Origin of the sequence: Dyadobacter psychrophilus, from assembly GCF_900167945.1 — a bacterium.
Classification (GTDB): Bacteria; Bacteroidota; Bacteroidia; order Cytophagales; family Spirosomataceae; genus Dyadobacter; species Dyadobacter psychrophilus.
In genome coordinates, this window is the sequence record NZ_FUZA01000007.1 from 180,024 (window position 1) to 198,603 (window position 18,580).

Sequence of the window (18,580 nt, forward strand, 5' to 3'; positions counted from 1 at the left end):
ATGAAAATATTCTTACCGGTTTTGTTATGGGCAGTTTCCAGCACCTTTATTTTTGCCCAAAACAGTGCTATAAAGCAGCAAATGCTCATTTTCCCACAACAGGAAAAGCATGTCCACGGCAGCAGCATTGTGAGCTTACCCAACGGCGACTTCCTCGTCGCCTGGTTCCATGGCAGCGGTGAACGCACGGCGGATGACGTTCGCATTATGGGTTCAAGGTTAAAAAAAGGCGCAAAGAACTGGAGCGAACCGTTCCTGATGGCCGATACGCCGCACATTCCGGATTGCAACCCGGTTTTGTTTCTCAATGCAGAGGGAAAGCTGTTTCTGGTTTGGATTGCCGTGCAAGCGAATCTTTGGGAACAATCTATTTTGAGGACCAAAACGACAATGGATTACACTGGCGATGGCGCTCCAAACTGGACATGGCAGGATAATATTCTGCTTAAACCGGATGATAAATTTGCTTCGGAAATTGAGAAAAAATTCAAGAATTTACCTGAAAATCATGCAGGCTGGGCGGGCTACGCACCCCGGTACGACGGCATGATCATGGAGGCTGCAAAAGATCCCGTTAAACGCAGCATTGGCTGGATGACCAGAATAAAACCATTGATTATGGAAAACGGAAGGATCATACTGCCCCTTTACTCCGACGGTTACAATCTCTCCATGACCGCCATTTCAGAAGATCACGGCGCAACCTGGCGCCCCGGCCTGCCCATTGTGGGACGCGGCCCGATCCAGCCTGCGCTTGGCCTAAAAAAGAATGGCAATCTCGTAGCATTCATGCGCGACAGCGGGGACCCGCCTACACGTGTACATTACAGCGAATCGTTGGATAAAGGTGAAAGCTGGACAGCAACGCAAAAAACGGACATTCCGAACACAGCGAGCGTTGAATTTCTGGTGCTGAATGATGGCAAATGGGCATTCCTTGGAAACGACATTGACGACGGACGTTACGAGCTGAGCCTTAGAATTTCAGCTGACGAAGGCAAGACCTGGAAAAGAGGCTGGATTGAAAACGATAATTCAAAAAAAGGTGGCTACTCCTATCCGTCCCTGATCCAGGCCGCCGACGGCTTATTGCATATGACCTATTCGTACCATCCCGAAAAAGGCAAAAAATCAATTAAATACGTAGTTGTAGATCCTAAACTCTTATAGCAACCCATAACCATCGAATGTTCAAACCTGTCTCTTTCTCACTGCTTTTCATTGCGGGGATTTTATCCGTCACCAAAAATGTTGCCCAAACGGTCCATCAGGATAAGCCGTTCCCACAGGATTACAGCATTAAGTTTTATGCAAATGAAGGAATGAACCTGCAACAGGTCATTGCCGACCGCAATGAGAATGTCCAGATTCTCGGCAAGGATGGTTTGCTACATCCCGAGAATGGCCGGTTTTTATATCCCGGAAGCATCCGCACGGATAATTCTTACCGGTTTATGAAAGACAAAAAGATCGCTGCCATCGGCTCCTATCAAAATCAGAATGTATATCTGACCGAATCCTTGATCCTGAGCAACGCCTGGGCGGGAACGCTTTTCTCGAAGCATACATTGTCCAAAGCCAGCATTTTTACGGGCGGCAATGATTTTGCATTCCTGATTTCCGATGGCAAGTCGCTGCAATTGGTTAAAGACTCAAAAAGCATTTGGAGTGGCAATTTGCCGGATGACCAGGTTTTGGATATTGTTTTCCAAAGCGCAGGAAATCAGTTCTGGATTTTGGGTAGCAAATCGCTGTATAATTTATCCGGTGCCGGTAATGTGTTGACAAAAGCCTTTTCAGGAAGCAATTTCACAGCTTTCGATCTGGTTAACAAAGGAAAGAACATTGCGATAGGAACGGCTGACGGCTATCTGCTTTTTGATATCGCCTCAAAAAAACAAACAGGAGCCATTAACAATAAGCTTCCTGTTAATAAAATAACAGCATTAAAAGAGGTGAACAACCGCATTTGGTTCGGATCGGACGAAGGCGCATTCGCACTTCGGGCTGACGGAAAATTCGATTATTATTATGGCGAGCGCTGGCTGCCGGGCAACAAGGTGATCGACATCGCCGAAGGACCGAAAAATTCTGTTTTAATATTGACAAACAAGGGATTAGGAGAGATAGTCTTTAAAACCATGACCCTTGAAGAAAAGGCATTGGTTTTTGAAAAGCAAGTCAGACAGCGGCATATCAGGAATGGGTTCAATGCCTCGCGGGTTAATATGGATCGTGGAAACCTGGCCACCGGTTATATGGATGATTCTGACAATGATGGGCTTTGGACTTCCATGTATCTGGGTGGAGAAATATTCCGCTATGCCGTTACCAAAGATCCCGAAGCATTGCAAAATTGCCGTGAGTCGCTGGATGCGATGGAAAGGTTGTATTCCGTAACAGGCATTCCGGGCTTCCCTGCACGGTCATTTGAGAGGTCGGGGCACGTGAAGGAGCTGAGCGATAGCGAGCGTTGGCAGCATTCGGCTGAAAAAGAATGGGACTGGAAGTCCACCACCAGCAGCGATGAAATCATCGGTCACATTTTCGCATTTGGCGCTATGGCCGAGCTTGTAGACGATCCCGCCATGAAAAAACGAGCCGTTGCGCTGATCGACACTGTAATGTCGCACATTGTTAAGAATGATTTTTATTTGATTGATTTTGATGGAAAACCAACCATGTGGGGTAAATGGAACCCCGAATATGTAAATGCATTTCCGATCAATGTGGGCGACCGCAAGCTAAACTCTTCGAACATTGTCGCCATGCTTCAAACCGCGTATCATTTCACAAAAAAGGAAAAATACAAGGTCAAAGCATTTGAATTGATGAACAAGCATGGCTATTTTGAAAACATGATGCGCTCCATGCAAGTGATCGGCAAAGCGCCTGAAAATGCGGACGAGCACAGCAAGCATATGTCCGACGGCTGGAACCATTCCGACGATGAAATGTACTTTGTGGGTTACTGGGGCCTTTACCGCTATGCATTCAATGATACGCTTAGAACAAAATACAAGCAGCAAATCCTGGATCACTGGGAAGTAGAACGACCTGAAAAAGAAGGCGCATGGAATATTTTCACTGCATTAACCGGCGTGAAAAATTTCGACCTGAAAGAAGCAGTCTGGTATTTGCAGGAACACCCGCTCGACCTGATCGACTGGGGCATTAAAAACAGTCACAGAAAGGACATTGAATTAATTGCACCCAACTTCCGAAAGCAAACCACAAAAGAAGTCCTTCCCCCCGATGAGCGCCAGGTTCAGCGTCACAACGCTAATATGTTCAGTCTCGACAGGGAGGGCAGAAACGGCGATGCAGAGTATAGTGCGGGCGATATCTGGCTTTTGCCCTACTGGATGGGTCGTTACCTTGGCGTAATCAGCGCACCTCAAAAGTAACCTCATGCAATTTCAACGTTATTTTCTCTTAACATTAATCCTATTTCCAATGCTGTCGTGCCAAACAGATTCCTACGTGCAGGAAAAACAGGTTACCAACGATTATGACTATCACCACGATCTGGATAACAACGACAATTTTTCACCTGATGGAAAATGGCTGGTTTATGATACGCGTACAGACAACGGCGGCATTGCGGAGTCAGCGAAAATTGAAAAGGTCAACATTGAAACTGGCGAGAAAAAAATTCTTTTTCAAATAACAAACAATGAAATATGGGGGCCGGGAGCTGGCGCGGTGAGTTATAGCCCGGTGCAGCAAGCAGTGGTTTTTATACACGGCTTGGCAAATAGCACAAAAGAAAATCCTTACCAGCAATGGCGGAGAACGGGCGTTATCATTGAAGACGCAAACCCGAACGTTCCTATCTATATGGATGCGCGGGATGTGACATTCCGCTTTACGCCCGGCGCATTGCGTGGCGGAACGCACCGGCACGAATGGAGCGGAGATGGAAAATGGATCGGTTTTACTTATAATGATGCCATCCTGAAAGCATTGGAAGACTCGACCGGGCAAAAGCGAAACCTGCGCACCATTGGCGTTTCAAAGAAAATTGGACGGGTTAATGTTGATAAAAATGATGAAAATGTTTCGGGTGAATGGTTCAGCGCATTAGTAGTCCGTGTTGTACCAAATCCTGCTCCGGGAAGTGATGAGATCAGCCATGCGGCGGGTGATAGCTGGGTCGGGACAAATGGTTATTTGCTCAAAAACGGCGAAAGGCAGATTGCGAGAGCATTTATTGGTCTCGTAAAAGACAAAAAGGGAAAGGATATCAATGAAGTATTTATCGTTGACATTCCCGAAGACATCACCCAACCGGGTGACTTTGGCCCATTGGAAGGAACAAAAGATGATTTCCCCATGCCGCCAAAAGGAACAACCCAAAGAAGACTGACATTCACGGGAGAAAACAAGTATCCCGGTTGCACAGGCGTCGTTAGGTCTTCGCCGGACGGAACTTCCCTCGCCTATCTCGCAAAAGATGAAAATGGGATTGAGCAAATATTCCTGATCTCTCCATTTGGAGGCAAGCCACGCCAGCTTACGGCGCACGATTCCAATGTCTCAGGGAACGTGAGATGGCAACCGGATGGGAAAGCAGTGGGTTATATTCACGAAGGAAGCATTACTATTTGTAAAACCAATGATGCGCCTTTTGAGCAAAGAATCACAAAACTTACGCAGTCTACCAGTCCGGCACCCTCGAATTTGGTGTGCTCGCCCGACGGTAAAATGTTAGCATTCAACCGTTTGATACAAAAAGAACACAAAGCCCCTTCCCAGCAAATATTCGTGATCGAGGTGAGGATGTAGGGGGAAGCGCAAGCAATTGCGTCTGCATATTTATAACTTAATATGCAAATTATCCTATGATCCATACCATGCGCTGGTTCGGGCCCAATGATCCCGTCTCATTGATGGACATACGCCAGGCCGGGTGCGCCGGAATTGTCAGCGCGTTGCATCAGATACCAGTCGGAGATGTGTGGTCGGTTGAAGCGATTGAGGAGCGAAAAGCTTTAATAGAGGCTGGTAATGAACAATATACACCGCTGCAATGGCTGGTTGTTGAAAGTCTTCCCGTTCACGAATACATTAAAAAAGGCCTCCCTACGCGCGAGCTTTACATTGAAAATTATAAGCAGTCATTAGAAAATCTGGCTGCCTGCGGAATTAAAACTGTTTGCTACAACTTCATGCCCGTATTGGACTGGTCGCGAACCCAACTCGATTATATAATGCCCGAAGGACATAAAACACTTCGCTTCGTTTGGGAGGATTTCGCACTTTTTGACCTCTATATTCTTCGCAGACCAGATGCAGCTTCGGATTATGAACCGGAGATCCAACAGTCGGCTTTTGAAAAATTTGAGAAAATGTCCCCGGATGAAATTTCTGTTTTGACCAACACCGTTTTATTAGGTTTACCTGGCTCCGAAGAAGCTTTTGATCTCACTCATTTTCAAAGTTACCTGGACGCATATGCGCACATTGATGACAGGCAGCTGCGTGAAAACCTGTATTATTTTGTAAAAGCAGTCGCGCCGGTTGCGCAGGAACTTGGCGTTAATCTCTGCATTCATCCTGACGATCCACCTCGGTCTTTACTGGGCCTGCCCCGGGTTGTAAGCACCGAAGCTGATCTTGAAGAATTAATGCAAGCCAGTAATGTAAGGGCAAACGGAATTACTTTTTGCACCGGCTCACTCGGTGTAAGAGCTGATAATGACCTTGTTAACATCATTGAGCGATTCGGCGACCGCATTCATTTCGTGCATTTGAGAACAACAAAACGTGAAGACGGAACGCGGAATTTTCACGAAGCGCCTCATCTTCATGGTGATGTGGATATGTACGCCGTGGTGAAAGCCTTGCTAACCGAAGAACAAAAGCGAAAAAAAGCTGGCTATCAGGACAATGCATTGCCTATGCGCCCCGATCACGGTTTCCAGATGCTCGATGATCTGCACAAGAAAACTTATCCCGGCTATTCGGGAATCGGGCGATTGAAAGCATTAGCAGAACTACGCGGACTCGAAACAGGGATTCAACGTGCTATCAGCCTTTAAAAACAACATTATACTTACTCAAACTTACGATTTACAATAATGCCTGATATTGAAATTAATAACGCAGCGGCTTTGAATGTCTTTTCTCTCGAAGGAAAATTGGTGCTGGTAACTGGTGGGGGCAGCGGAATTGGCTTTTACATTGCGCAAGCGATGATACAGTCAGGCGCAAAGGTAATTCTTACCGGCCGCAGGGAAGTGGTTTTGCAGGAAGCAGTGGGTTTACTGGGTCCCAATGCCAGCTATTTTGTGAATGATATTACGCAGCTCAGCACCATTCCGGACCTGATCGCATCAATCGAAGAAGCGCATGGCCCGATTGACATTCTGGTCAATAATGCGGGCATTAACATGAAAAAACATGCTATTGAAGTTACAGATGAAGATTTTGACCGGGTTATTCAGACCAATCTGCATGCTGTTTTCTCGGTTACCAGGGAAGTTGGCAAACGCATGATTGCACGCAAGCAAGGCTCCATTATTATGATCACTTCTATGGCTGCATTATACGGAATTGACCGTGTGGTGGCTTATACAGCTTCCAAATCTGCGGTTGGCGGAATGGTTAAGGCGCTGGCCACTGAATTTTCTCCCCATAATGTAAGGATAAATGCAGTCGCTCCCGGTTTTATAGAAACGCCCATGATGCTCACCGCCATGAACGGCGATCCGTCACGACGCGACAAAGCCATGGACCGCACGCCCATGGGAACCTGGGGAAAACCGGACGACATAGGCTGGGCAGCCGTCTTCCTGGCCTCCCCCGCCGCCAAATTCATCACCGGCGTTTCACTGCCTGTGGACGGCGGCAATTCGATTGGATTTTAAGTTAAAAACTGCTTAATCAAACATTTTAAAACCAGTTGACTTCAATTTGTAGTCAACTAACAAAGACGAACTGTAAGACTTTAATATAACCCAATAACCAATGAAGCAAAACAAATTCCTAAAACCTATTTATCTTCTCTTTACACTTTTGCTACTTAGTTCGGTAATATCGAACACCCAAGCCCAAAAAATCAAGTGGAATAAAGTCAAGGTTCTTATTTATACAAAGAACGGCAAGGGTTATGTACATGATAACATTGCTGCTTCGGTGGTGGCGATCCAGGCTTTGGGCAAGCAGCATGGATTTGGGGTAGATGTGAGTGATGACCCTTTGACGTTTACGGATGAGAATTTGAAACAATATGATGCGCTTATTTTTTCAAATACAAACAATGATGTGTTTGACACGGATGCTCAGCGCGTTGCATTAATGCGTTATATCCAGGCTGGTGGGAATTTCGTTGGCCTGCACTCGGCCTCAGGGACAGAACGGAAATGGAGATGGTTTAAGGATATGCTTGGCGGAACGTTTTTCTGGCACGAACCCGGACAAAGCTTCACAGTAAATGTCTTGGATTCCAAAAACCCTTCATTAGCGCACTTGCCGGCCAAATGGGAGCGCAAAACGGACGAATTTTATTTTGTAAAGGAAATGGGCGTGAACCTGACCGTTCTGGCTGTTAACGACCATTCAACGATTCAAAAACCGGCTGGAAAAGCACTGGACACATTCGGAACGGTATTTCCTTCGGTTTGGTGGCATGAGTACGACGGAGGCCGCGCATTTTATACCTCGCTCGGGCACCAGAAAGAAGATTACGAGCAGGAAGATTTGAGAAAACACATTCTGGGAGCCATTGAATGGGCAATAGGCCCGCAAAAGGCCAGAAATTACGGCAAGGCTTATGCAACGAGCCCAACCGACGAAGTGCGTAAAAAATAACAGCAAAACATTTATCCTGAATCCAATGAAAAATTTAACAGAAGAAAACAGTCAGGACAGAAGGTCGTTCCTGAAAAGCGCTGCAACCGGAACTGCCGGCATTATTGCGGCCTCAATGTTCCCAACGATCGTCCCGGCAAGTGTTTTTGGCAAATTTGCGCCGAGCAACCGGATCAACATTGGTCAGATCGGAATCGGGCGCATTGCGACAACACACGATTTACCGGAGGTTTTAAAAAATGAGGTGGCGCACGTCATGGCTGTTGCTGACCTGGACAAAAACCGTTTGGCACAAGGGAAAAAGTGGATCGAAAAGAAATATGCTGATAAAACAGGCAAAGCAAATTACGTCGATGTAAAGGCTTATGACGACTATAAGGAGCTTTTGGCCAATAAGGAAATAGATGCGGTGATCATTAGCACGCCCGATCACTGGCATGCGCAGCCCGCAATGGAGGCTGCTGTTGCCGGCAAGCACATTTATATGCAGAAACCTACTTCGCTGACGATTAAGGAAGGGCGGATGATGGCTGAGATGATCAAGAAAAAGAAAGTGGTTTTCCAGTTAGGAAGTCAGCAGCGGTCTATGAACCCCTGGCCACAGTTTAAGAGGACTTGTGAACTGGTGCGCAATGGTCGCATTGGAAAGCTGAAAAAGGTATATGTTGGCCTACCGGGTGATCCGGCGGGTGGTAACACCGAAAAAATGCCCGTTCCGGCGAATTTGAATTACGATATGTGGCTCGGCTCTACGCCAGAAGTCTATTATACGCTGGACCGCGTCCACTCGCAAACCGACATTAATGATCGTCCGGGATGGCTGCGGTTGGAACAATTTGGCGCGGGAATGATCACGGGCTGGGGTTCTCACCACATTGACATCGCGCACTGGGGCATGGATACCGAGCTCACCGGCCCAATCGAGATCGATGGAAAAGCGACATTCCCGGCTGCCGGGTCTGGCCTTTGGAATGTTCATGGGGACTTTCTGGTCAATGCAAAATATGCCAATGGCGTGGAAATGGAAATTGGCGGCACCAATCCAAATGGGGTCAAATTTGAAGGAACTGATGGCTGGATTTTCGTTTCGCGTGGCAATGTAGGTGTTACGGCGTCGGATCCGGGAGCAGCTGCTTCTGCGAAGGAAAACAAAGCGTTTTATGCAAGCGATCCTAAAATACTGGGGTCAGTGATCCAGGCCGATGAAATTCATCTTTACGAAAGTCCGGAGCAGCATCAAAACTGGCTGGAAAGCATTCAGAATGGAAAGCAGACAATCAGCCACGCTGAAATTGCACAACGCTCCTGCTCGGCCTGTTTGATCGCACATACGGCCATGAAACTGGGTCGTAAGTTGAAATGGGATCCGAAAAAAGAAGAATATATTGGAGATAAAGAAGCCAATGCAACCCTTTCAAGGCCACAGCGAGGCCCATATGGCACCAACTATGTGAAAGGATAAATTAATTGCTGCAAATAAACCTATCTAGTTATAAAATTTCTATTTATTGCCCCGGGCTTAAGCCCGGGGCAATTGTTTTTAGTAGATTAATTTTTATCAATCTACTTTAATTAATAATTCCCTTTGTATTCTCTCGGAGTATGCCCGATGTATCTTTTGAAGTTCCTGTTAAAATTAGATAAAGAGTCAAATCCGCTATCATAGGCAATCTGCGCAATTGTCCATTTATCTTCCAGCAGCAATTTGCACGCGTGCCCGATTCGAATCTCGTTGACGAAATCGATGAAAGTCTTGTTAGACCTGGCTTTAAAATATCTGCAAAAAGCCGCCTCTGTCATTCCTGCCAAAGACGCCACATCCCCCAATCTGATTTCCTGTGAAAAATGCTGCAGCACATAATTGTGCACTTTATGCATGCGTTCAGTCTCCGAAACTTTATATGTATTCACATAACCGTAGCTTGATATCGGAGAACCACCAGTTTCATGAGCCAGTTTGTCGAGTAAAGTAAGGAGTTGAATGATGGTTTGAAAACCTTCGGAATGCATGATGGACATTAGTTCCGAGCGGATATGGCTGCGCAATTCACCCTTGTATTCAATGCCGCGTTTCGAATCCAGCAGCAACTGCTTCAAGGCAAGCATCTCCGGTTTGTCCAAAAAGTCCTTCCCCAGGAAATCCTCCTGAAAGTACAAAACAACGCCATGCGTCAGCAGTGACGAACCGGTGTCGAAATAAGCAGCGTCGCTCCGCCACAAGTGGGGAACGTCGGGCCCAAGAAAAACCGTATCACCCGGACCGAAAGTTTGAACGGAATCGCCGATCAATCGCTTGCCGGTTCCTTCCAAAACAGTGAACAGCTGATAATGCGGATGAAAATGCCAGTTGGGATCGAAATGAGGTGCTTTCAGCTCCTGTATCGTCACAGTTCTGACCTGGCTTTCAATATTTTTATGGATGGGCGCCTTCATAAAACCTGCCTTATTTTACCTTAATGTTTTGCAAAACTAGCATATTGGTATCAAAATACGACCATTCTAGAATTCTACTTGCCGTTTGTCCGGTAAAATCAATTAGGCACCGGCAAAAGAATCGCACGTTATTCTCGTTGTAATTATAGGAATGCAGCATTATCGAACCGAAAAATGCTGACGCGTATGGCATAATTTTTTATTACAAATAAGCTCGTAAAATCCGTTCCAACCATTTAGAACCCGCAGTGTTCCTATACATTCAGTCAGTAGCATTTAAGCAGTCATGAAGAAAATTATCCCTCAATTAACGTTCTTATTCGGCATTTTTGCCATGTTCAGTTGTGGAAAAACAACCACAATCAGCAGTAATATGGAACTGACCGGCAAATGGGAGCTCCAAAGTATAGTACAAAATTCCGACACCATTCAAAAGCCCGCGTTAGCCAAAGGACAAATGCCAATCAGCCTCAATTTTAAAGAAAAAGGTGAGCTTGAAGGCACGACCTCAACCAATATCCTTACCGGTTTTTATGAAACTGCACAACAGAACACCATTCAGATGGGCGGCGGCGGAACAGAAAGGGCGGAGACACAATGGGGCAACCTTTTTGTGAATGCGCTGCCTAATGTAAATTTATATGACCTGAAAATGAACCGGTTAGTACTATATTACGAAAACAACAACCAGATGATTTTTAGCAGGGTGCAGTAATTTCGATAGCTCATCCAATTTTATCGTTGGCGGCCTTATCAAAAGATAAGAGCCGCCATTTTTTTTAAGCCCAATTTATTGTCATATTTTACCTCAATTGCTACATCGAAACACTTTAACAGGTCAATATGTGACCAATAATTATCAAATCAGGTAAACTGTCAAGTGGTTTTTTGTTGTAAAATTGCATATTGACGGGACGATCAAAAAATTATATTGATGAAGTACAGTATGAATCTGCTCCTTTGGGGGCCTCAAATAGACGACAGCCTTTTTCCAACCCTCGAACTGATCAAAGAAATTGGCTTTGACGGCGTAGAAGTCCCGATTTTTAATACAAACCCTGCACATTGGTTTAATTTTCGAAAAAAACTAGATGAACTCGGTCTGGAATGTGAGACAGATACAATTTGCGGTCCCTCAGAACATTTGATCAGCCAGGACCCTGCCATGCGCAGACACACGATTGACCACCTTAAAAGTGCGCTGGACTGTTCATTGGTTTTAGGTGCAACCAAATTAATGGGCCCTTATCATTCGGCATTAGGCGTTTTCACTGGACAACCAGCAACTCCCCAAGAGTGGCAGTGGGCCATTGAAGGCATTCGCGAAGTGGCCGATTATGCCGAATCACTGGACATCACATTAGGTTTGGAATATTTAAACCGCTTTGAACTGTATCTGACAAGTTGCGGCGATGAGCTAATCCGCTTCGTGGACGAGGTTAACCATCCGAATTGCAAGATCATGTTCGACACTTTCCACGCGAATATCGAAGAAAAGAACATTGGCGACACCATGCGCAAAGCCGGCGACCGCATTTCATTTATTCAACTTTCTGAAAACGACCGCTCTACGCCTGGAAAAGGGAATGTTGATTGGGAAGGCGTTTTTAAAGCGATTAAGGACATCCGTTACGACGGCTGGATCAGTATTGAAGCATTCAGTCAGAAGCTTCCTGTGGCTAACATTTGGCGCAAAATGTTTGAATCGGAAGAACAATTAATGCGTGACGGATTAGCTTTTATCAAATCAAATTTGTCTTAACAGCCGGTTCTTGACTTGCAAACTGATTTTAGTCAAGCAGAATCACAAGAAAAAATTGAACATTTAAAATGAATTTCAATTCCGGCGTATATAGTTAGGAAATAGGCGCTGTTATTATTTTGAATTGGTCTTAATAAGACTACTTTTGCTTCCCAAATCGAAAGTTTCTTATTTAATCAAAATGATACGGATAAAATTTTTACTATTCTTCACGCTGATATGCGCGGCTGCAAATGCCCAGACCGGCAATATAAAAGGACAAATCCTTACAGGAGCAGGCCAGGGCACCGAATCCATTAACATTATTTTGAAAGGAACAGGCAAAGGAACCGTCACAGCTGCTGATGGTTCTTTTGAATTTTCAGGGCTGAAAGAAGGCAATTATCAGCTGATTGGAACGGGGGTTGGTTTTAAACGTATTGATAAAAACGTTTCGGTAAAAGCCAACGAAACGTCCACATTGGAACTGACCGTAACCGAAGACGCGCAGGAATTGCAAACCGTGGAAATCACCGGCCGCAAGGAAACATCTTACAAAAACGACCTCTCCTTCATCGCCAGCAAAACCGCCACGCCGATCAAGGAAGTGCCGCAGGCGATCAGCTATATTACTAAAGAAGTGATGCGCGACCAGGGAACATTCCTGATGGGTGATGCCGTCAAAAACATGAGCGGCGTGAATCAGTTCACGTTTTATGACGATTTGACCATCCGTGGTTTCCGCATGAACGGCGGCAGCACAACGCAGTTGGTGAATGGATTAAGGACATTTTCAGGGTTTTGGAAACAGCCGCCGGTGAATTATCTTGAACGCGTTGAAGTGATCAAAGGCGCTGCATCCGCACTTTACGGCAACACTTCACCGGGCGGAACGATCAACCGCGTGACGAAAAAGCCATTGACTACACCACAAAAATCACTGACGTTTACAACCGGAAGTTTCAATACATTGCGCACATTGGCGGACTTCACAGGCCCAATGAATGAGAGCAAAACATTGCTTTACCGCCTGAATCTGGGTTATGTGAATGCACAAGGATTCCGGAACCTGCAATTTGATAAAAACATTGTCGTCGCGCCGTCCGTATCATTCTTGCCGACAGACAAAACCCGCATCAACTTTGACCTCGTATACAATCGCTCGAACAGCCGCCTGGATCGCGGACAATCTGTAAAAGGAAATGACCTTTATTCCAGCTCGATCAAAACTTCGCTGAATGCGGTTAATGACTATTTGAATGAAGAAACCTATCTGATAACGACTTCATTAAATCACCAATTTACCCAAAACACTTCCTTCAACGTCGCTTACCTGCGCACCGGCTATTCTGAGGACCTTTTGGAGCACAGAAGCAGCAATGTGAACGGAATCGACTCGGCAGGAAAAGCGATTGACAACCTCGTTGCACGGCAAGTTTTTGTTAGAAAAACAAAGTCGTTTATGGACAATGTTTCGCTGTTCCTGAACCATAATTTCAACACAGGAATCGCTGAGCATAAGCTTGTTGTAGGTTATGATTACATTCAATCCGTAACGCCGAAAGGCTCGGGTCAGCAAACGGCGAGCGGTTATTTGCTGAAAGCAGGCGGTGCCGGAGCTTATAATGCCAAAACGCCTGAAAAATACGTTTTCTACGATTATACAGAGAACGGCGTAACGCGCAGCATTCCAAAACCGAACATTTCACATTACGATTTGTCGGTGCAGAACAACAACATGGAAGACCCTTCCAAATACATTTATAATGTTGTTGCCAATGCTTCCACAACGCCGGTTTTCTACAAACTGCATGGCCTTTATTTGCAGGAGCAATTGAAGATCAACCGTTTGCAAATTCTCCTAGGCCTGCGTTATGACTCTTATATTGATAAAAAAGGCTACACAACCAGCAACGAAACGGATATAACGCAGCACGCGCTGCTGCCGCGTATCGGAGCTGTATATACGCTGACTAACAACATTAATGTGTACGGAACTTACACGAAGGGCTACAATCCGCAAGACGCCACCGTGCAAAGCGATCCGTTATCCGGCGGGCCGTTTGACCCGATCCGCAGCAGCTTGTACGAAGCCGGTTTCAAAACCGAATGGCTGGATGGCAGGCTGACAGCCAATGCGTCGGTTTACCAGATTGAGCAAAACAACACATTGTATTCAGCTAATGCAGCTGAAAATCCCAACTTAATGCAGCAGATCGGCGGCGAAATTGCAAAAGGAGTTGAATTTGACGTGACCGGAAACATTCTTCCAAACTGGAACCTGATCGTTGCTTACAGTTATAATGATGCCAAAATCACAGACGCCGGTTCAAGAGCAGCGGATCAGGTGCTGGTAAACCGGCAAAAACCGAACGCGCCAAAGAATCAGGGAAGCATCTGGACGAAATATACATTTGTCAATGAGGCATTAAGCGGCTTCGGAATCGGCTTGGGCGGAAATTTCGTGACCGAGCGTAATGTGTCCATTAACAACACCCAGACATTGCCGGGTTACGAGTTGCTGAATGCGGCCATTTATTACAAGATCGACAAGTTCCAGTTTCAGGTGAACCTGAACAATTTGGCCAACAAAACATATTGGGTTGGCGGCTACGATTATCTGCGGCTGTTCCCCGGAGCACCGCGCAATTTCATGGCGACCATTTCCTACACCTTTTAAAATGTACTATTCCTAAATCAAAAACTTGTGAAAGGAACATTCAAAAAGATTGCGTCACAACTGCATTTATGGCTGGGGGTTTCCTCCGGCCTTGTGGTTTTTATAGTCGCCCTCACCGGCTCCCTGCTCGTTTTCGAAGACGAGCTCGAACCCGTCATTGACAAGCAATTTCACATTGCCGCCGCGCACGAAGGAAAACAGCGCCTGCCGCTCGACGTGCTGCAATCGAATGTTACCAAAGCTTTTCCTGCCAAAAACCCTGTCAGAATAACCATTGAAAGTGAAGCGGACCGCAATGTTATTTTCGGTTTGAAAAATGGCAAAAAGGAAAAAGACATCTTGTCCGTGGCCGTCGACCCATACACGGGAATTATCGCAGCGTCCAGAATCGAGCAGGATGCTTTTTTCAGCGTTGTGCTTAGGTTACACCGCTATTTATGTCTGGAAGAAACAGGAAAAACCATCACCGGGATCTCCTGCGTAATGTTTCTGATCATTATGATCACTGGACTTGTCCTTTGGTGGCCAAACAGAAAAAACACAAAACAACGCTTCACCATCAAGTGGAACGCCAAATTCAAGCGCCTTAACTGGGATCTACACGCCGTTTTCGGCTTTTACGTGCTCCCTTTCGTCTTCATTATCGCCCTAACCGGCTTAGTATGGAGCTACAAATGGGTTAACAACATCATTTTCATGACCTTCGACGGCAAGCCCCAGCAAAAACGCGAAGCCCCAGCCAACCTATCCACAATCAAAACACCAATTTCCAGCACCCTCGAAAAAATATATAAAGCAACTAACCAAACATTACCCAACCCCGGCAAGATCCTCCTAACCCTCCCCCAGTCCGACAGCCTATCCATCACAATCTCCAAAGCCGACGACAACGCCCCCATCGCCAACATCGTCAACTTCCTATATTTCGACAAAAACAACGGCAACCTCGTAAAAACCCGCCTCTACGCCGAAGAAACCAAAGGCATGCAGGTCAGGAGGCTCATATACCCGATTCACACTGGAAGTTTGCTAGGCTGGCCTACTAAGATTGTCGCTTTTTTGACAGCGCTCATTGCTGCGTCTTTACCGGTTACAGGGGTTGTGATTTGGTTGGGGAGAAAGTTTAAGGGTAAGAAAGTAAAAAACCAGGCGATCAAGGTCGGAAATAATAAATCCAGAACGAAACCGGTGATAGCGAATTGATCGATAATAAGATTATCGATGTGGACTTTACCCACAAATTCCTACATTTGTCGCAATGAACAAATTTACCTCTGTGGAGGAAGCGTTTGAATGGTGGCTTGCCAACATTTATCAAACCTTACCCGCCGACACAAAAGAAGGTAGATATCGAAATGCCTGGCGTGATTACACATTCAAAAAAGGAATATCACAAAAGCGCATGAAAGAGATTCTATCTGATTTTGGCGACATTGACGAAAAGACAGTTATCACTTTTAAGTTGAGGTAAAAAAATTTGAATGTTTCGTGTGGGGTTTTCCCACATTATATCAATCTAAGTTTGAGTCTTTACACTAACAACTATACATTAAAACACTATGAATACAGATCGCAATTTCTCACAAAAAGAAGCCCAGACTATGCAGATCGAGTCATCCGCAATTCAGTCCACTTCGTCCAACTCACAGATAATAAAAGATTTCTTTCAAAGAGACAGCCGCGGTGAAATGATCGAATCGCTCAATGCAATAATCGAGGCGGTTCTATTTGCCGATGATCTCATTCATGTAACTCACGAAATGCGTGGGCACATTGTGAATCAATTGAGAGTTGCAACACTTATCGCTAGATTGAATGCTTAGATACCAGGTTAACAAATTCACACTATGAAAAGCGAACATGGCAGATACGAAGTAACAAACGAGCACGAACATGCTACTTTGCTGGCGCACGTTGATGCCTTAATGCGAAAAAACGAGGAGAATGTGACTGTGGAAGAGTCGGATGAAATTCGTCAGATGGGACTTGTTGCGCAAAAGTGCGGGCTAGGAATTTACCCTATTACAGCGCCGAAAACATTGGAGGGGATAATGGAATTGCGCATGTACGAAATGCGGTTGGAGCAGTTGGGCCATACTAAAACACAATAATGTATGATGTTACATGCCTCTGGCATTGTTTTGCATTTTGCATGATCATATTTTTCCTACCAAGATTACATGCCTCCGGCATTTCTGAACTTATCCAATCCCTTTTTTGCTACCAACATTGCATCGCTCCGCGATTTAGGATGCTAAACTCCAATCAAGCCGTTTCCTGCCAACACAAAAATGCCAGAGGCATGAAATATTGGTAGCCACAACGCGGTAAAAAAAGACCGACGCAAACGTAAATCCCGGAGGGATGCAACAAAACGTGTGGCGTTACCGACTCGGATCAAACCTCATCAATAACGCCACAAAGACATATTTCAACCTCAATAAACCTTCGCCAGCAAATGTGGTCGCTCCTTCTCCAATTTCAAAATCAACTCCCCAAACAACGTATTCACCCATGCAAACCACTTCCTCGTAAACTTGCTTTGATCATCTTTATCAAAGGATTCGTGCATGAAGCCTGTGTTGTTATGCGTGGTTTTCAATAGTTTTAGCTGCGCTTCGATTTCCTTTTCGTCGGTGGATGTGATGGCTCGCGCGATGATGCCCATCGGCCAGATTTGGTTGACCAATGTATGCGGGCTGCCTAAGCCTTCGCCTGCTTTTCCTTTGAAGAAATAGGGGTTGGAATCGCTTAAAACGAATTTTCTCGTATTGATATAGACCGGATCTTTGACTGACATTGCCCCTAAATATGGCATGCTGATCAAGCCGGGAATGCCTGCGTCGTCCATGAGCAAATAATTTCCGAACCCATCCACTTCAAATGCATAGATCTTGCCAAATTCGGGATGCGGATAAACGGCGTATTTCTTCAATGCAGTTTCAACTTCTGTTGCCAGCGCTTTAAAATCACCTGCCATTTTCGCACCTTCGCCACCTACTTTTTCCAGCATTTCAGCCACTTCGCGGAAGGAAACGACTGCGAAGAAATTGGAAGGAACAAAAAACGGATACATGGCCGCGTCATCAGATGGCCGGAATGTGCTTGCTATCAGGCCATTTGGCTTGATGGGATTGCCATAACCGTTGCCTGGAACCGTGTCCGTTGACCAGGAAGTTACGCGACCGAATTTGTACGGCCCGGGGCCATCTTTGCGTTGCTGCTCTTTGCAGGTTTTGAGGATTAACCCCATTGCCTTCGTCCAATCGGCGTCGAATGGCTTGGTATCTCCTGTTATTTTCCAATAATTATAAGCGAGGCGAATGGTGTAACAAAGCGAATCCAGCTCCCATTTGCGTTCGTGGAGCATGGGTTTCATGTCCGTCACGTCCTTGGTCCATTCGCTTTCTTTTGGCCGATCGTAAAATGCGTTCGCGTAAGGGTCAATGATGATGCATTTGGTCTGGCGGTTGATGAGGCCGGCGACCATATCTTTCAACTTTGTGTCTTCTTTGAGCAAGGGCAAATAAGGCCAAACCTGCGCTGTGCTGTCGCGGAGCCACATGGCGTCGATGTCGCCGGTGATGACGAATGTGTCGGGTTTGCCGTCGATGGGTTTGTAATGAACGGTTGTATCAATGGTATTAGGAAAGCAGTTTTCAAAAAGCCACGCCAGTTCCGGGTCCTTAATCACCTTTTTCATCCGCATAATGGTCGCTTCTACGGCTGGGCTAGTAAAACTGCGCTTGTCGGCAGGAATGCGAACAACTGGAAAATCAGCAGCGTTTTTGGCAAATGACCAATTGGAAACGGCCATTCCGGCCACAGCCATTGCGCTCGCTTTTATAAATGTTCTCCGATGAGAACTGCTCGGTTGAGACATGGATTCAGGAAAAATGATTTATTAAAAT

The 18,580-nt window shown here is 45.7% G+C and carries 16 protein-coding genes; 14 read left to right on the plus strand and 2 right to left on the minus strand.

The genetic code is table 11. The features are described from left to right. From B5X68_RS22615 to B5X68_RS22645, 7 genes are all read left to right on the plus strand, one after another. On the plus strand, window positions 1-1,170 hold the full coding sequence (locus tag B5X68_RS22615; protein ID WP_082217035.1) for a sialidase family protein: 1,170 nt from the start codon (window positions 1-3) through the stop codon (window positions 1,168-1,170). Between the two features lie 17 nt (window positions 1,171-1,187). Continuing rightward, on the plus strand, window positions 1,188-3,407 hold the full coding sequence (locus B5X68_RS22620; RefSeq protein ID WP_082217036.1) for a hypothetical protein: 2,220 nt from the start codon (window positions 1,188-1,190) through the stop codon (window positions 3,405-3,407). A gap of 4 nt (window positions 3,408-3,411) precedes the next feature. Further along, window positions 3,412-4,788: a DUF3748 domain-containing protein gene (locus B5X68_RS22625; RefSeq protein ID WP_229208527.1), complete on the plus strand. Its 1,377-nt coding sequence runs from the start codon at window positions 3,412-3,414 to the stop codon at window positions 4,786-4,788. A 56-nt stretch (window positions 4,789-4,844) separates the two neighbouring features. Further along, window positions 4,845-6,044, plus strand: a complete 1,200-nt coding sequence (uxuA, locus tag B5X68_RS22630) for a mannonate dehydratase (protein WP_082217038.1) — start codon at window positions 4,845-4,847, stop codon at window positions 6,042-6,044. 39 nt (window positions 6,045-6,083) lie between these two features. Continuing rightward, window positions 6,084-6,872: an SDR family NAD(P)-dependent oxidoreductase gene (locus B5X68_RS22635; protein ID WP_141110382.1), complete on the plus strand. Its 789-nt coding sequence runs from the start codon at window positions 6,084-6,086 to the stop codon at window positions 6,870-6,872. A 100-nt stretch (window positions 6,873-6,972) separates the two neighbouring features. Further along, the gene (locus tag B5X68_RS22640; RefSeq protein WP_082217039.1) at window positions 6,973-7,815 is read left to right on the plus strand and encodes a ThuA domain-containing protein; all 843 of its coding nucleotides are present in this window, start codon (window positions 6,973-6,975) and stop codon (window positions 7,813-7,815) included. Between the two features lie 25 nt (window positions 7,816-7,840). After that, window positions 7,841-9,277, plus strand: a complete 1,437-nt coding sequence (locus B5X68_RS22645) for a Gfo/Idh/MocA family protein (protein ID WP_082217040.1) — start codon at window positions 7,841-7,843, stop codon at window positions 9,275-9,277. 110 nt (window positions 9,278-9,387) lie between these two features. Here the strand turns inward: B5X68_RS22645 and B5X68_RS22650 are convergent, their stop codons facing one another. Beyond that, entirely contained in the window at window positions 9,388-10,248 is an 861-nt protein-coding gene (locus tag B5X68_RS22650; RefSeq protein WP_082217041.1) for an AraC family transcriptional regulator, read from the minus strand. A 286-nt stretch (window positions 10,249-10,534) separates the two neighbouring features. On the opposite strand from B5X68_RS22650, the gene B5X68_RS22655 reads away from it, so the two are divergent. From B5X68_RS22655 to B5X68_RS22685, 7 genes are all read left to right on the plus strand, one after another. Further along, window positions 10,535-10,963: an META domain-containing protein gene (locus B5X68_RS22655; RefSeq protein ID WP_082217042.1), complete on the plus strand. Its 429-nt coding sequence runs from the start codon at window positions 10,535-10,537 to the stop codon at window positions 10,961-10,963. A 219-nt stretch (window positions 10,964-11,182) separates the two neighbouring features. After that, entirely contained in the window at window positions 11,183-12,010 is an 828-nt protein-coding gene (locus B5X68_RS22660; RefSeq protein WP_082217043.1) for a sugar phosphate isomerase/epimerase family protein, read from the plus strand. A gap of 181 nt (window positions 12,011-12,191) precedes the next feature. After that, window positions 12,192-14,669, plus strand: a complete 2,478-nt coding sequence (locus tag B5X68_RS22665) for a TonB-dependent receptor (RefSeq protein WP_229208528.1) — start codon at window positions 12,192-12,194, stop codon at window positions 14,667-14,669. A gap of 27 nt (window positions 14,670-14,696) precedes the next feature. After that, complete coding sequence (locus B5X68_RS22670; protein WP_082217044.1) at window positions 14,697-15,872, plus strand: PepSY-associated TM helix domain-containing protein; 1,176 nt, start codon at window positions 14,697-14,699, stop codon at window positions 15,870-15,872. A 55-nt stretch (window positions 15,873-15,927) separates the two neighbouring features. After that, entirely contained in the window at window positions 15,928-16,140 is a 213-nt protein-coding gene (locus B5X68_RS22675) for a hypothetical protein (protein ID WP_082217045.1), read from the plus strand. Between the two features lie 88 nt (window positions 16,141-16,228). Further along, window positions 16,229-16,492, plus strand: a complete 264-nt coding sequence (locus B5X68_RS22680; RefSeq protein WP_082217046.1) for a hypothetical protein — start codon at window positions 16,229-16,231, stop codon at window positions 16,490-16,492. 24 nt (window positions 16,493-16,516) lie between these two features. Further along, entirely contained in the window at window positions 16,517-16,780 is a 264-nt protein-coding gene (locus B5X68_RS22685) for a hypothetical protein (protein ID WP_082217047.1), read from the plus strand. A gap of 326 nt (window positions 16,781-17,106) precedes the next feature. On the opposite strand, the gene B5X68_RS22690 is transcribed toward B5X68_RS22685, so the two are convergent. Then, on the minus strand, window positions 17,107-18,501 hold the full coding sequence (locus B5X68_RS22690; RefSeq protein WP_229208529.1) for a glycoside hydrolase family 125 protein: 1,395 nt from the start codon (window positions 18,499-18,501) through the stop codon (window positions 17,107-17,109). Window positions 18,502-18,580: the final 79 nt, after the last annotated feature.